The following is a 14,949-nucleotide window of genomic DNA, read 5'->3' on the forward strand; positions in this document are numbered from 1 at the left end:
CCGCCGGCGGTGCCGCTGCGCAAGGCCGTCGCCGCGCCCACCTATTCCAGCGCGGAGTTCGTGGGACTGGAGCGCCGCGCGGATGATCGCATCCACGCGGACGTGAAGGTGTCGATGCAGAACACCGGCATCTTCACGGACCACCGCATCATCAACCTCTCCTCCGGCGGCCTCTTCATCGCCACGGACAAGCCGCTGCGGCTGGGCACCCTGGTGGAGCTGACGTTGCGGTTCGATGACCCTTCGCGCGTGATGACGCTGCGAAGCTCCGTCATCTGGGAGAACTCGCTGGAGGACGGCAAGAACCCGCGAGGTTATGGGTTGCGGCTCAGCAGCCTCCGCAAGGAGGAGCGGGAGTTCATCCAGCAGTTCGTGAGCCGCAAGCCTCCGAAGAAGCCCTGAGCGGGTGAGCCCGCTCGGGGTGGCTTGCTACAGCAGCTGACCGAGGAACACGGCCCCGGTCATGACGAAAGCCGCCATCACCGCCATCACCGCCTTGAGCTCCAGGTCATCGCGGCCCATCACGTTCATGAAGTTCATGGTGTCCATCCTTCGTTGTGTCCCCTCCCCCTTTCCTACGGGACACCCCGAAATCGATTGCATCCCCCTCCCGGCCCCCTCGCGCCGTCCGCCAGGATGACTTCCGTGCCTCCCGACGCCTCCGCCGCCCCTTCTGACTACTGGTTGCTTGCCGGGCTGCCCACTCCCGCGGCGGTCACCCGAGGCGATCAGGTGGTGGTCGCCAACGCGGCCCTGGCTTCGCTGCTGGGAATTCCCCTCGACGAGCTGAAGGCCACGCCCGTCACCGCGCTCATCGCCCGCTTCATCCCCGCCGAGCGCGGCTGGGTGGAGGCGTTCCACGAGGCCCTCACCCGGGACGGCACCCGGCCGGAGCACCCGCTGTGGCTGCGCATCCGGAGAGCCGACGGGAAGGAGCGCACGGTGGCGGCGACCTATGCACCGGGCGCCACGCAGGAAGAGACGGTGGTGCTGCTGCACGACGCCGAGGGCGTGGACACCACCCGCCGGCTCACCGAGGCGCTGGGCGCGGCCGCCGCGGACATGCTGCGCGCGCGCGACGAGCAGGAGGTCCTCGAGACGGCCATCGACGCCGTCCACCGGCAGGGCTTCTATTCGGCCATCCTCCTGGTCGAAGGAGACACGTTCCGGCACGGCCCCATGCGGCAGGAGCCCGCCATCGTCGCGCTGGCCGAGCGCAAATACGGCATGCCCATCTCCGAGGTCCGCCTTCCCCTCGGCACCCTGCCCCACCTGGCGGAGGTGCTCGCGCGGCGCAAGGCGGCCTTCCATCAGGACGCGCTCGGCGCGGCCCATCGCGTCCACACAAGCGAGGTCTTCGAGGACATCCAGCGCGCCTACCCTCCCGGCATCCGCGCCCTGGATGCGCCCATCTTCGTGGAGGGCCAGCCCTTCGGCATCCTCTCCGCGCAGGGCCTGGACCTCACGCCGGCCGCCGCGGGCACGTTGGAGCTCTTCGCGCAGCTGCTCGGCGGCGCGCTGGAGAACGTGCGTCACCACCGCGTGGCGGCGGAGCGACTGGTCGAAGTGACCCGGCTCCAGGAGGAGCTGGTCGCGCACGAGCGGCTGACGGTGCTGGGCGAGGCGGCGGGAGTGGTGGCGCACGAGGTGCGCAATCCGTTGGGCGCCATCCTCAACGCGGTGGCGGTGCTGCGCCGCGAGGCGCACCTGGGCCCCACGGGACAGGCCGCGGTGGGCATGCTGGAGGAAGAGGCCATCCGGCTGGAGGACATCGTCAGGGATTTGCTGGACGTGGTGCGTCCGCTGGAGCCGCGCCCGCGGCTGGTGCACCTGGGTGAGCTGGTGCGGCGCGCGCTGGGCCAGCTGCATGGTCCACCGGATGCGCCCACGCTGCGCTTCACCGTGGACGAGGCGCCAGACGTTCCCGAAATCATGGGCGATGAGACGCTGCTCCAGCTCGCGGCGACGCACCTGGTGCGCAACGCGGTGCAGGCCTCACCGCCGGGCGGGCGCGTGCGGCTGAACGTGGAGCGCGTGGAGGGCGGCGTGCGGCTGGTGGTGGAGGACGAGGGCCCGGGCATTCCCGACGTGGACCCGCGCCGCGTCTTCGAGCCCTTCTTCCTCACGCGCGCCAACGGACGGGGCCTGGGGCTGGCCATCGTCAAGCGCGTGGTGCTCGCGCACGGAGGACAGGTGCGCGCGAGCGGCCGGCCCAAGCGGGGCGCGCGCTTCGAGGTGGTGCTCCCGCTGGGGCCTACCCGTACGTTTCCCGCCTGATGCGCTTGTCGTCGATGCCGAGCGCGTGCAGGTGTCCGAGCACCGTCTCCATGAAGCGCGGCGTGGCCGGAGTGCGCGTCTCCAGCGCCTTGCGGCGGTCCCACGGCGTAATCGCGGGGCCACACGCGTAGACCAGGCACGTGGCCCGGTCCGGGATGAGCTCTTCCAGCAGGGCCTGGTGGACGCGGCCCTTGCGCACGTTGGCGCCGAAGCGCGACTCGTCCAGCTCACGGGTGAGGGTGTGCACCAGCCGGACGCGGTCCGGGTGCTGGCGCTCCAGCGCCTCCAGTTCGTCCCGGTAGAGCACGTCGCTCCACGTCTTGTTGGACATGAGCAGGGTGTGGCGCACCTTGAGATTCCGGTGGAGCGCATCCTTGATGATGCCGAAGTTGGGCACCGCGCCGGAGCCGGCCACCATGTGGACGACGTGGTCCGTGCGCTGGTCCACGTCGTCCGGCAGCACATAGGGGCCCATGAAGCCGAGCACCTTGAGTCGCGCGCCGGTGAGCCGCCCGTGGACGAGGAACGGGGACAGGAGCGGCGGGTAGCGGGTGAGGCCGGGGATGAACTCCTCGTCCTTCACGGTGATGGCCACATGGGGCTCATGGGGCGCGGAGGCCAGCGAGTACGAGCGCTGGGGCTCCTTGCGCCCCTTTTGTTCCTGCAGGTAGGCGGACAGGCGCCCGAGCGCGTGGAACTGGTGCGGGTCGATGTTGATGAACTGGCCGGCCTTGTAGTCCGGACGGGGCTCGCCGAAGTCGAGGAAGAGTGTCGCGGTGTCGTGCGTGTCCATCCGCACGTGGGCGACGGTGACCTCGTACTCCACGGGCTTCCTGCTGCGCGAGAGGGTGGATTCGGCGGCGCTCATGGCTCCTCCCTTAGCGCAAACCCGGGGTGCTCGCCGATGGGTTCGCGCACGCCCAGGGGGGCACGGGTGGGTGACATGGACGGTTTTGCCCCGTCCCAGAGTCGGTCCGGAGCGTTGGCTGCACGACGGGACGGCTTGCGGGCAGGAGGCGGACTCCTCGCGAGCACTGACCTGGAGCCCCCGCAGGACTACATCTTCTGGTGGCCAGTGGCGGTGCTGAAGCCCTGGCGGTAACGGTCGGACGCGTGGGCTCCGACCGGACCATGCTCTCGGGCCGTCCCGAGGTGGAGGCGACCGACGCGTGCTCCGCATTCTCTTTTCCCTGATGGCCCGACTGCCGGAAGGTGTCCGGCGACATGTGGTCCGCACCCTGATGGACGGCGTGTGGGATGCGCTGGCCGACGAAGTCGTGGAGGGCCGGGGCAACATCCCCGACGAGCCCTGTCTCTACATCTGCAACCACCTGTCCAATGCGGACGGCTTCACGCTGTTCCGCGCGTTCCGTCCCCGGCGGCTGTACTTCCTGGCGGGCGTGAAGCTGCAAAGCACGGTGATGACGCGGCTGGCCTCGGAGGTGATGGACACCATCGCCATCAAGCCCAACTCGCCGGACATCGAGGCGGTGCGCCGGGCGGTGGAGACGCTCAAGGGCGGCGACTCGGTGCTCATCTTCCCGGAGGGCGCGCGCAGTCGGGATGGGGCGCTGCACCAGGCGAAGAAGGGCGTGGCGCTCATCGCCAAACGCGGAGGTGCGCCGGTGGTACCGGTGGCGTTGATGGGGACGGAGAAGCTGATGCCCATCAACGACTCGGACATGGGCGGCGAGCGGCTGTACAACGCCCACGTCCGCGTGCGGGTGGGCCCCGCGTTCCGGATGGAGGACCTGGAGGCGGAGGTCGCGGGCGCGGAGGACACGCGGCAGGCGCTGGTGGACGCGATGATGCGCCGGGTGGCGAAGCTGCTGCCTCCCGAGTATCGGGGCGTCTACGCGGACGACCCGCCCCGGGTGCCCAGGCCGTTGGAGTCCGAGTCGCCGGCCGCATCGCCGCCGTGATTCCGCAATGAAGCGTTGCGGTCGCCGCAGGAGCACGGACAATGGGGCCTCCCGTGACGACCGCCCGCGCCGAAGAACAAGTCTACGTGTCCACCCTTCCCGGACTGGAGACCGCGCTGGAGGCGGAGTGCTCCGCGCTGGGCTGGAAGCCCTCCCTCGTCGAAGGCGGGGTGGAGCTCCAGGGGCCCACGGGGCTGCATCAGGAAGCCAACCTGCGCTTGCGCACCGCGAGCCGGGTGCTGTTGCGGCTGGGCTCCTTCCACGCGAGTGACGAGGGCGCGCTGATTCGCGGGCTGCGCGCGTTGGATTTGTCACGCACGTGGGACAGGGGCGCGCCGCCCCGGCTCTCGGTGACGCTGCACCGCGCGGGTGTCCCGAGCCAGGGCGTTGTCTTCTCGGCCGCGTCGAAGGCGTGGGGACTGGCCGAGGTGGGCCGGGCGGGGCCGCTCGACGACGAAGGCGGCCCGGGGCTCACGTTGCTGGTCCGCGTGGAGGGCAATGACTTCACCGTGAGCGCGGACACCAGCGGGGAGCCGCTGCATCGCCGGGGTTATCGACAAGAGGTGAGCCGCGCGCCCCTGAGGGAGACGCTCGCGGCGGGCATCCTGATGCTGGCCGGATATGACGGCACGGAGCCCCTGGTGGACCCGATGTGCGGCTCGGGCACCTTCCTGGTGGAAGGCGCGTGGATGTCCATGCGCCGCGCGCCGGGGTTGCTGCATGGCTTCGCCTTCGAGTCCTTCCCGGGCTTCGACGCGGGCGCCTGGGCCACTCGCAAGGCGCGCGCGGAGGCGGAGACGCTGACGGCACCGCGCGCGGCCGTGTATGGCTATGACATCAACGCGGGTTCGCTGGGCACGGCGCGCAGGAACGCTCGGCGCGCGGGCATGACGCTCGCGCTGGAGCGCAAGGACCTGCGCACGTTGACCGCGCCCCCGGGTGGGCCCGGGTTGCTGGTCGCGAATCCGCCCTATGGCAAGCGCCTGGGCGAAGGGGAGGACCTGCCCGGCCTCTACCGCGCGCTCGGCACCCTGGTTCGCAAGGGCTTCGCGGGCTGGCGCGCGGCGCTGCTGGTTCCGGAGGACTCCGCCCTGGTGAAGGCGCTGGAGCTGCCCGGCGCGCGCAGTCTTCCCGTGCGCAATGGCGGGCTGCGGTGTCGGCTGCTGCTGACGGCGTGAGTCGTATTTGAAGGGGTGAGGTTCGCGCGCCGGAGTCACGGCTCGCGTGGGGCTCGGGAGTCCCTGAATTCGCGGTTTCTCCCCGCATATGCTCCAGTGGTCCTCCCTGTCAGGTCCACCCCGGCCTCCCCCACCCCACCATGACGACTGGTAGCGATTCGACTCCCCAAGACCTTGGAATGAAGCGCGCTGTCTCCCGCTGGGAGCTGGTGGGCTTCTCCATCAACGACGTCATCGGCAGCGGGGTGTATCTCCTGCCCGCCGCCGCCGCGGCCAACCTCGGCTCCGCCAGCACGGGCGCGGTGGTGGTGGCCGGACTGGCCGTGCTGCTGCTCGTGCTGTGTTTCGCGGAAGCCGCCAGCTACTTCGACAAGCCCGGCAGCGCGTACCTCTACACGCGCGAGGCCTTCGGTGAGCTGGTGGGCTTCCAGGTGGGGTGGATGACGTGGCTCGCCCGAGTCTCCTCGGTGGCCTCGCTGACCGTCGGCTTCTCCCGCGCGCTCGGCTACCTGTGGCCTGGAGCCAACGAGGGCGTGGGGCAGGGCCTGGCCATCGCGATTCCCCTGCTCGCGCTCACCGCCATCAACGTCGTCGGCGTGAAGGGCGGCGCGCGCACCGCCGTCTTCCTGGCCATCACCAAGACGGTGCCGCTGCTCGTCTTCATCACCGTGGGCATCTTCTTCGTGTCCGCGCCGCTGGCCACCTCGGTGGTGGCCAAGAGTGACGGCGACCTGGGCGCCGCCGTGTTGCTGCTCCTGTTCGCCTACGCGGGCTTCGAGAACACCGCGGCGCCGGCCGGTGAGTTCAAGAATCCGCGCCGGGACGTGCCCTTCGCGCTCATCGTCCAGATTGGCGTCGTCACGCTCATCTACACGGCGGTGCAGTGGGTCGCCCTGGGAACGCTGCCGGGCGTCGTGGACTCGAAGACGCCGCTGGCGGATGCCGCCGCGCGCTTCCTGGGCAACGGAGGAGGGCTCCTGATGACGGTGGGTGGAGTGCTGTCCATCCTCGGCACCAACAGCAACACGGTGCTCGCGGGGCCTCGTTATCTCTACGCGCTGGCGCAGGATGGCTTCGGTCCGGCGGCGCTCGCCACGTTGCACCCGCGCTACCGCACGCCGATGGTCGCCATCGTGACCCAGACCGCCATCGCGCTCCCGCTGGCCTTCACCGGGTCGTTCGAGTTCCTCGCCACGCTCTCCGTGGTGGCCCGGCTGGCGACGTACTTCGGCACCGCGGTGGCCGTGCCCGTGCTGCGGCGCAAGCTCCAGCAGCCGGCCAATGCGTTCCGCATCCCAGGAGGGCCGGTGATTCCCATCGCCGCCGCCTCGCTGTGTGTCGTGTTCGCGCTGAGCGCCCAGCGGAAGAACCTCATCGCGGGAGCCATCGCGCTCGCTGTCGGCTTCGTGCTGTATCGCTTCCAGCGCAAGCCGGATGGGAAGGTCGCGCTCCAGTAACGCAGGGAGCGCTCGGCTCCCGGGCCCGTTCGCAGTGGGCCCGGGTTTCATGTTAGCGGTGGACACGTGGACCCGCGTGTCACCCTCTTCGAGCCCCGGACGAAGCTTCCCGATGAACCGGGAAGTTTCCCGAGCCCCTTCGATGAGCTGGGGCCTCCGGCACTCGCGAGGCAGGCCGCGGAGGTCCTCCAGGCGGAGCTCCGCTCGCGGCACCTCGCCGCGGACGTGCCGCTGTCCCTGCTGGAGAGTCCCGAAGGCGGGAAGATGTTCGGCGTGCTGGTGGTGCGCCGGCCCGATGGACGCGTCGGGTTCCTGCGAGCCTTCTCGGGGATGCTCGCCGGCCGTTGGGATATCGAGGGCTTCGTCCCACCGCTGTTCGACCGTGAGGCCCGAGCACGCCTGGAGCCCGAGGGCGAGGCGACGGTGAAGGCGCTGCTGGCTCGCTCCGAAGCACTGGGGTCCGAGCCCGAGCTCATCGCGCTTCGGGCCGCCCATGAGGCCCAGTCGGCTCGACACGCGGCGGAGCTCTCGGCGCTGCGTGAGCGACACGAGGCGCGTCGAAAGCAGCGTCATGCACGTCGGGCGGAGCTCACGAGGACGCGGCCATCTCCGGAGCATCCAGGAGTTCCCATGGACTCCCATCCCCCTGGGGAGCGAGGAGGCCCGGCCGATTCAGCGCGGCCTCTCGCGGGGCCCGCTCGGGATGAGACGGCCGCGCGGGAGCGGCGGGGTTCAGCCGATTCGATGGACACCACCGCACCGGATACGCGGGACGAGGCCGCGCAACGCGCCGCGCTCCATGCGCTCGACCAGGAGAGTCGAGGGGACAAGGCCGAGCGACGTCGTCTGGAAGCCACCCACGCGGAGGAGCGACAGCGAATCGAGCCGCAGCTCGCGCGACGGGAACGACGACTCCGCGCCCTGGAGCGCCTGCGCCACATGGTGAGTCGCGCGCTCATGCGGCGCATCCACGACACCTACGCCATCACCAGCGCGCGCGGTGAGCGTCGCCTCCTGAGAGCCCTCTACGAGCGCGGCCAGCCGCCTTCCGGTGCCGCCGACTGCGCCGCCCCCAAGTTGCTCGCATACGCGCATGCTCACGGGCTGCGCCCCATCGCGCTCGCGGAGTTCTGGTGGGGCGCACCGCCTCCAGCGGGAGGACGTGTCTCCGGCGCGTACTACGCCGCCTGTCGCGACAAGTGCGGTCCCCTGCTCCCCTTCATGCTGGAAGGACTTCAGGTCTCCCCGCCACGCACCTTCGTGCCGCCACCCGCGGCCCCTGGCGCGCTGACCGTCCTGTTCGAGGACCCGTGGCTCGTCGTCATCGACAAGCCCCACGGGCTGCTGTCCGTGCCTGGGCGCGAAGAGTCGCTCACGGACTCCGTGCTCACGCGGCTTCGAGCGCGTCATCCCGAGGCCACCGGCCCGCTCCTGGTACACCGACTGGACCTGGACACGTCGGGCCTGCTCGTCGCGGCGCGCGACTCACGCACGCATGCGGCACTGCAGAGCCAGTTCGTGCACCGTGAAGTGCGCAAGCGCTACGTCGCGTGGGTGGAGGGGCTCATCCAGGAGGACCAGGGCCGCATCGACTTCCCGATGCGCGTCGACCTGAATGACCGCCCTCGACAGATTCACGACACCGTCCACGGCAAGCCCGCCGTGACGGAGTGGCGAGTCCTCGAACGGCGCGACGGGCGAACCCGCGTGGCCTTCTTTCCGCTCACGGGAAGGACTCATCAGCTCCGGGTCCATGCCTCGCACCCGCTCGGGCTCGGTGCGCCCATCGTCGGCGACCGGCTCTACGGACGCGGGGGAGCGCGACTCATGCTCCACGCGGAGTCGCTCACCCTCCAGCATCCAGGAACTGGGGCAGGCATCACCTTCGACTGCCCCGCGCCCTTCTGACTCATTCGCGAGGCGATTCGGGAGGTGACTCCATCGCCTTGTCAGCACGGGGGCTCGGTGTGGAGAAGCGCCGGAGCATTCGCTCCAGCAACATGGGTGCTCCACCTCGCAAGGTCGACACTGCGACGACACCCGCGAACCCAGCGAACGCCACCCCCATGGCGGCAAGCGCGGAGAGGCGGTTGCCGTATCCAGCGAGGGCGAGCCCCACCAGCAGCAGCACATGGCCCAGATACCAGGTCAACGCCAGGCGCCCCGTGGACACCAGCGCCTCCTGAAGGCGTCGCGGGAGGTGGTCCCCCAGCACGAAGCCGCCACCCAGGACCAGGCAGGCGATGCCCAGCGCGGAGAGCATGAACAACGGCATGGGCGGAATGGAGTGCGTACCGAGGAGTGCCGTCACGATTTGTGCCCCCAACCGCTCACCCATCGCGCTTTGAATCGCGAGCCGCACCAGCCCCGCCGAGGCGAGCTCCGCCAGGACAAACAGCCAGATGCCCGCCCACAGCATTCGCCGCTGCGTGGCCCTGTCGCGCCAGTCGAGCCGGGCCAGCCGCAGGCCCAGGACGAAGAACGCCAACCAGGGGAGCAAGGGACGAAAGCCATCGACCCCCAGGTTGAGGACAAAACCGGAGGGAGTCCAAAGGCCCCGGTAGGTGAGCGTGGCCCAGTCCCAACGGGCATCCCAGTCCACGAGGACGGCCGCGAGCGGAAAGGTGAGGATGAGCGCGGCCACGAGCCCCGAGAGGGCCTTGGATGACCAGCGGTGCAACCACGGCGCGGCGAAGAGCGCGACGCCGTAGAGCCGCAAGATGTCGCCGGGCCACACGATGAGGTTGAGCACTCCCAGCCCCCCCAGGAAGAGGGCTCGACGCCACAGCACGCGACGTGAGTCGGTGGTTTCCCGTCGCGAGAGCAGCTGCCCCACCCCCAGGCCCGCCAGGAGGACGAAGGTGGCGGCGGCGCGCCCTTCGGTCAGGTTGAACACGATGCGCTCCCAGCCCGAAAGGCCAGAACTGGGAGGCCCGAGAACGAGGAACGCATGCACCACGAACATCCCGCAGATGGCGCAGGCTCGAGCGATATCGATGCCGCGAAGCCGCTCCGTGGGCTTCGGAGTCATCGTGGGCGCGCCTTCTTGGAGCCAGCGGGGCGCCCGGTGCCATGGCCGTGGAGCAGCGTCTCGTGAAGTGTTCGAGCGGCATCGTTCGCGGCGAGGTCACCCTGGGCGACCGACGTCCAGGCCGCATACAGAAGCGCCTCGAAGGTGGCGAACAACCACGCGCTCGGCAGGTCCTGGCGCAGCACGCCTTCGTCCCTGGCGCGAAGCAGGATGCGCATGAGTTGTTCATCCACCCGGGCTTCAGCGGCCTTGAGCGAAGGCTCCTGACTCAGCTCGGAGACGACCAGGAGGAACCGGAGCCTGTCGCCCCAGGGGGTCAGCGCGCCCACCAGGGACTCCAGGGCCACATCGGGAGCCAGCCGCTCGAACCGGTGCGCCTTCAACGCCTGTTCGAGCTGCACCAGGGAGTCCAACCCTGCCTCGCGGATGAGCTCCTCGCGGGAGCTGAAGTACCGGTGAAGCGTCGCCCGTCCGACTCCCGCGGACCGGGCCACATCGACGAGTGACGCGGAGGGGTCCACCGCGAACGCACGAGCCGCCGCGCTCAAGATGCTCGCTCGAGTATCCGAGCCAGACGCTACGGGGGAAGGAGCGGCGGCTCTTGTCCGTCTCATATGAGACAACTTAGTCTCACATGAGGCACGAGGCAAACCTCGGGTCCGCGCACGCTCTACACCCGTGCGCGGCGGCCACGTGCCACGAGGAGGCCCTTCACGAGCCTCCTCGTCACACGCTCAGCTCTCAGCGGTCTGTGCGGCTTCCTCGGAGGACGCCGCCTGCGGCGCCTCGGGCAGCGGTTCGGCGGGCAACGGCACGCCCACCGACGCGGCGGGCTTCACGCCCAGCTCCCGCGTCAGCTTCGGATTCACGCCCGTCTCCGCCAGCAGTCGCTCGAGCTGGATGCGCGCTCGCCGGTTGTCCCGGTGCACACGCCTGGCGAGGATCAGCTCGTTCTTCAACGAGTGCTCCCAGCCCGTCAGCTCCGTCACCGTCACCTGATAACCGAACGACTCCAGCGTCAGCGCGCGGATGACGTTCGTCAGGTGCGAGCCGAACTCGCGCCGGTGCCACGCATGCGCGTACAGGAGGCCCATGCTCCCGTGCGCCGCCTGCCGGTGCTCCTTCAGCTGCGCGGCGACCTCCGCCTGACAGCACGGCACCACCGCGACGTGGTCCGCGCCATGACGGACGGCCGCGATGAGCGCGTCGTCGGTGGCCGTGTCACACGCATGCAGCGCCATCACCAGATGGACGCGCTCCGGATACGCCGCCTGGTCGATGTGCGCCGTCTGGAACTGCATCCGTGAGAAGCCCAGCCGCTCAGCGCGCCCCTTCGCGCGCTCCGTCAGCTCCGGCCTCCCCTCCACCGACAGCAACGTGCCCGTGGCCACGTCCTTCAGGAACAGCTCGTAGAGCACGAACCCCAGGTACGCATTGCCGCTGCCCGCGTCCACGAACACGGAGGACTCGGGATGACGCGCCTTCACGTCCTCCACCGCCGGACGCAACAAGCCCATCAGGTGGTTGACCTGCTTGAGCTTGCGCAGCGCATCCGCGTTGAGGTGACCCTCGCGCGTGAGCAGGTGCAGCTCACGCAGGAGCGCCTGCGACTGGTCCGGCAGGAGCTCCCGCCGGACCTGTGAAGCCTTGACGTTGCGCCTCAGATGGACACCACCTCGAGGACCTCGGGAATGATTTCCCGAAGGCGCCCCTCGATGCCCATCTTCAGCGTCGCCGTCGACGACGGACAGCCCGCGCACGAGCCCTTCATGTGCAGGTAGACGATGCCGTCCTCGAAGCGGTCCAACGTGATGTCGCCACCGTCCATCGCGACCGCCGGACGAATCTCCGCGTCCAGGATGTCCCGGATGCGGGCCTCCACCGAACCGCCACCATCGCTCGCCGTCGCCTGACGCGCCGCCGCGATGGCCTCCTCGTCCACCACCGGCTCGTTCGCCGTGAGGTGCGTATCCAGCGTCTCCATCACCTGGTCATTCAGCTCGTCCCACTCACCCTCGTCACCCTTCGTCACCGTCACGAAGTTGGTGCCAATCATCACCGCCGTGACGCCGCGCACGTCCATGAGCTTGCGCGCCAGGGGCGACTTCGCCTGGGCATCCTGGGGATTCGTGATACTCACCGCGCCGCCCGCCAACAGTCGCCGATCCACCACGTACTTCAGCGTGCTCGGGTTGGGGGTCCATTCCAGCTGGATGTTCACCGACATGCAGTTCTCCTCGGTCCTCTCCTCTAAGGCGCTCGCGGCCCCATAGCAACCCGACCCTCGGGGAATCAAACCGCCGCCCCCCTCCCCGCCACGTCCGCTTCCCGTGACTCATCGGGAAATAAAAGAACAGCCCGAATTCGCGGCAGAAACGGAACTCCACTATGGTGGACGGACCTCTGCTCCCCTGGGAGCTTCACATGGCCATCAGTCCGCTGCGCCGACCCGTCGAGCAGGTCCAGCCTCCGCCGCCCCGCATCCCTGGAAGCGTGCTGGAGGGCCTGTTCGTGCGGGGCCTGAAGGCGTCGGGCCGGCTGGTGGAGGAGCTGGCCGCGCTGGGCTACGACATCAAGCGGCCGGAGATGGACTACCCCGTCCAGGTCTGGCAGCGCGCGGCGGCCCTCGCCCGGCAGGAGGCCTTCGGAGAGCTGAATGACGAGGAGGGCTACCGGCAGGTCGGCCGCACGCTCGTCAACGGTTTCGCGGAGACGCTGGTGGGACGCGTGGCGGCGGTGGCCCTGCCCATGATTGGCCCCGCCCGCGCCGCGGAGCGCATCCCCCGCTACCTGGCGATGATGGGCCGCGCGGACATCGAAATCACCATGTCCCAGGTGGGCGAGCGAGGCCGGCGGCTGCACATCACCGACCGCTACAACCGACCGGACCTGATGGCCGGTGGCCTGGAGCGGATGTTGGAGTTGGCCAACGCCCAGCCGCGAATCACGGTAGAGGAGCGCAGCGCGGACGGTTACCGTCTGCTGGTCCGCTGGTAACTCGCGCCCGGGTCGTCGACGGCGCCCACTGGAGCGCCCATGTCCTACCCTCCCCGACTTGCCCATCTCGCCACCCGTGCGGTGGTGATCGCCAAGCTGGCCCCCACCTACGCCCAGGCGCATCAAATCGACGAGGAGGAGGCCGGACAGCGGCTCTCCGCCGCCCTCGCCGGGAGGATGCTGCCCGCGCTGCTGGAGTCCGCGTGGGCCTCCATGAAGGGCACCGCGAAGCGGCTCAATGACGACGGGCTCTTGGAGAAGGTCGCCACCACCCTGTCGGACCGCCCCACCCGCCCGGGCCGCGTGGCGCCCGCGTCACCCGCATGGAGCGCGTTCCTCGTCCTGGCGGACCTGGAGGCCGGCACCGCCAGCGACGCGGCCCGCCGGGTCATGGAGACCGAGGAGGGACGTCGACGAGGCGACGCTGGCCTGGCCGAAGCAGGCCGCTTCCTTGCCGCCGAATTGACACGCGGGAAGTAGGGGCCGGCCGGCCGTGGCAAGGGGGGCCCGCCGTCGTTATAGGCTGACCCCACGAACCCACCGTGCGCCGACGCCGATGTCCACCCCGCTGCCCACCACCCTGCGCATCCTGCCCTCCATCCACGAGGTGCCCGCGTCCCTGTGGAACGGGCTCGTGGACGAGGCGGCCCTGCCCTTCCTGGAGTGGGCCTTCCTGGCCGCGCTCGAGGACAGCGGCAGCGCGGTGCCGGAGCGGGGCTGGCACCCCCGGCACCTGACGCTGTGGAGGGGTTCGCGCCTCGTCGCCGCCGCGCCCGCGTATCTCAAGGACGACAGCCAGGGCGAGTTCATCTTCGACGCGCCCTGGGCCACCGCCGCCGAGCGCGCGGGCCTGCGCTACTACCCGAAGCTCGTCTTCACCGTCCCCTTCACTCCCGCCACCGGCCGGCGCGTGCTGGTGGCGCCCGGCGAGGACCGAGCGGCCCGCGAGGCGGAGCTGTATGCCGGCGCCCTGGAGTTCGCCCGCGCCGAGCACCTCTCCGGCATCCACGTCCTCTTTCCCACCGAGGAGGAGCTGCCCGCGCTGGAGGCCCAGGGCTTCGCCCTGCGGCTGGGCGTCCAGTACCAGTGGCGCAACGCCGGCTACCAGTCGATGGAGGACTTCCTCGCCCGCTTCCACTCCAAGCGGCGCAACCAGCTGCGGCGGGAGATGCGCGCCCCCGCCGAGCAGGGCCTGACGCTGCGCACCCTGCGAGGCGAGGCCCTCCAGTCGGTGGACGTGGACACGCTATACCGCCTCTACGTCTCCACGGTGGACAAGTACCCGTGGGGCGCGCGCTTCCTCACGCGCGACTTCTTCGCGCGGATGCTCTCCAACTTCCGGCACCGCTGCGAGCTGGTGGAGGTCCGGAGGGAAGGGGCGCTGGTGGCCGGCGCGTTCAACTTCAGGGCGCCCCAGGTCCTCTACGGCCGTTATTGGGGCTGCTTCGAGGAGCATCCGTTCCTGCACTTCAACGTCTGCCTCTACCACCCCGTGACGGAGGCGATTGGACAGGGGCTGACGCGTTTCGAACCTGGCGCGGGGGGTGAGCACAAGCTCACCCGGGGTTTCGAGCCTCGCCTCACGTACAGTGCCCACCTGCTCCTCCACCCCGGGCTGGAGCGGGCGGTGCGTGGCTTCCTGGAGCACGAGCGGGCAGCCGTCCGGGGAGGGCTGCCTCAGTGGCGGGCGGAGACAGGTTTCAAGGGAGAGGCCTGAAACGGCCCGCTTCCGCGGTCATCAAAGGGAGTCCGAAGAACCTATGGCGCAGAAGGACGAGCACGATAGCTCCGTCGTCACGGAGACCGTACCCAAGCAGAAGCTCAAGAAACCGACGCTCTACAAAGTGCTTCTGCACAACGACAATTACACGACGCGTGAGTTCGTGGTGGCCGTCCTGAGGGAGGTCTTCCACAAGTCGGAGTCGGATGCCGTGCAGATCATGCTGCACGTTCATTACAACGGAGTCGGAGTGGCCGGCGTCTATACGTTCGAGGTCGCCGAGACGAAGCTCAAGACGGTGGAGGCCGCGGCTCGGGACAATGGGTTCCCGCTGCGGCTCTCCATGGAACCCGAGGAAGGTTGAACC

Annotated in this window: 15 protein-coding genes; 10 read left to right on the forward strand and 5 right to left on the reverse strand. The window is 69.7% G+C overall.

The window, feature by feature from the left end; translation table 11 throughout:
* Positions 1-402 (forward strand): TIGR02266 family protein (locus FJV41_RS28240; RefSeq protein WP_141645676.1); only part of this gene is annotated, 402 nt, incomplete at its 5' end.
* A gap of 234 nt (positions 403-636) precedes the next feature.
* Positions 637-2,277, forward strand: coding sequence for a sensor histidine kinase (locus FJV41_RS28245; RefSeq protein ID WP_141645677.1), 1,641 nt, complete (start codon positions 637-639; stop codon positions 2,275-2,277).
* Here FJV41_RS28245 and FJV41_RS28250 read toward each other — a convergent pair.
* On the reverse strand, positions 2,255-3,145 hold the full coding sequence (locus tag FJV41_RS28250) for a ferredoxin reductase domain-containing protein (protein WP_141645678.1): 891 nt from the start codon (positions 3,143-3,145) through the stop codon (positions 2,255-2,257). The genes FJV41_RS28245 and FJV41_RS28250 overlap by 23 nt on opposite strands.
* Before the next feature lie 301 nt (positions 3,146-3,446).
* On the opposite strand from FJV41_RS28250, the gene FJV41_RS28255 reads away from it, so the two are divergent.
* From FJV41_RS28255 to FJV41_RS28270, 4 genes are all read left to right on the forward strand, one after another.
* Entirely contained in the window at positions 3,447-4,199 is a 753-nt protein-coding gene (locus tag FJV41_RS28255; protein WP_141645679.1) for a lysophospholipid acyltransferase family protein, read from the forward strand.
* A gap of 41 nt (positions 4,200-4,240) precedes the next feature.
* Positions 4,241-5,377 carry a THUMP domain-containing class I SAM-dependent RNA methyltransferase gene (locus FJV41_RS28260; protein WP_141645680.1) on the forward strand — a complete coding sequence of 379 codons (1,137 nt, stop codon included), beginning with the start codon at positions 4,241-4,243 and terminating at the stop codon, positions 5,375-5,377.
* Positions 5,378-5,556: 179 nt separating this feature from the next.
* Positions 5,557-6,834 (forward strand): APC family permease, encoded by a 1,278-nt coding sequence (locus tag FJV41_RS28265; protein WP_141645681.1) that lies wholly within the window; start codon positions 5,557-5,559, stop codon positions 6,832-6,834.
* 66 nt (positions 6,835-6,900) lie between these two features.
* On the forward strand, positions 6,901-8,742 hold the full coding sequence (locus FJV41_RS28270) for a pseudouridine synthase (RefSeq protein WP_246137463.1): 1,842 nt from the start codon (positions 6,901-6,903) through the stop codon (positions 8,740-8,742).
* 1 nt (position 8,743) lies between these two features.
* On the opposite strand, the gene FJV41_RS28275 is transcribed toward FJV41_RS28270, so the two are convergent.
* From FJV41_RS28275 to FJV41_RS28290, 4 genes are all read right to left on the reverse strand, one after another.
* Complete coding sequence (locus tag FJV41_RS28275; RefSeq protein ID WP_141645682.1) at positions 8,744-9,865, reverse strand: DUF418 domain-containing protein; 1,122 nt, start codon at positions 9,863-9,865, stop codon at positions 8,744-8,746.
* On the reverse strand, positions 9,862-10,413 hold the full coding sequence (locus FJV41_RS28280; protein WP_174485295.1) for a TetR/AcrR family transcriptional regulator: 552 nt from the start codon (positions 10,411-10,413) through the stop codon (positions 9,862-9,864). The genes FJV41_RS28275 and FJV41_RS28280 overlap by 4 nt, the downstream gene beginning before the upstream one ends.
* Positions 10,414-10,599: 186 nt before the next feature.
* Positions 10,600-11,625, reverse strand: a complete 1,026-nt coding sequence (locus tag FJV41_RS28285) for a class I SAM-dependent methyltransferase (RefSeq protein WP_438616758.1) — start codon at positions 11,623-11,625, stop codon at positions 10,600-10,602.
* Positions 11,526-12,092 carry a NifU family protein gene (locus tag FJV41_RS28290; RefSeq protein ID WP_141645684.1) on the reverse strand — a complete coding sequence of 189 codons (567 nt, stop codon included), beginning with the start codon at positions 12,090-12,092 and terminating at the stop codon, positions 11,526-11,528. The genes FJV41_RS28285 and FJV41_RS28290 overlap by 100 nt, the downstream gene beginning before the upstream one ends.
* A 197-nt stretch (positions 12,093-12,289) precedes the next feature.
* Between FJV41_RS28290 and FJV41_RS28295 the strand changes: the two genes are divergently transcribed.
* The 4 genes from FJV41_RS28295 to FJV41_RS28310 all read left to right on the forward strand — a co-directional run bounded on the left by FJV41_RS28295 (position 12,290) and on the right by FJV41_RS28310 (position 14,946).
* A complete protein-coding gene (locus FJV41_RS28295; protein ID WP_141645685.1) occupies positions 12,290-12,862 on the forward strand; it encodes a DUF2378 family protein in 573 nt (190 codons plus the stop codon).
* Positions 12,863-12,901: 39 nt separating this feature from the next.
* Entirely contained in the window at positions 12,902-13,342 is a 441-nt protein-coding gene (locus FJV41_RS28300) for a hypothetical protein (protein ID WP_141645686.1), read from the forward strand.
* 76 nt (positions 13,343-13,418) lie between these two features.
* Positions 13,419-14,579 (forward strand): GNAT family N-acetyltransferase, encoded by a 1,161-nt coding sequence (locus tag FJV41_RS28305; RefSeq protein ID WP_141645687.1) that lies wholly within the window; start codon positions 13,419-13,421, stop codon positions 14,577-14,579.
* A 43-nt stretch (positions 14,580-14,622) separates the two neighbouring features.
* A complete protein-coding gene (locus FJV41_RS28310) occupies positions 14,623-14,946 on the forward strand; it encodes an ATP-dependent Clp protease adaptor ClpS (protein ID WP_141645688.1) in 324 nt (107 codons plus the stop codon).
* Positions 14,947-14,949: the final 3 nt, after the last annotated feature.

The sequence above is a fragment of the Myxococcus llanfairpwllgwyngyllgogerychwyrndrobwllllantysiliogogogochensis genome, from assembly GCF_006636215.1.
Taxonomy (GTDB): domain Bacteria; phylum Myxococcota; class Myxococcia; order Myxococcales; family Myxococcaceae; genus Myxococcus; species Myxococcus llanfairpwllgwyngyllgogerychwyrndrobwllllantysiliogogogochensis.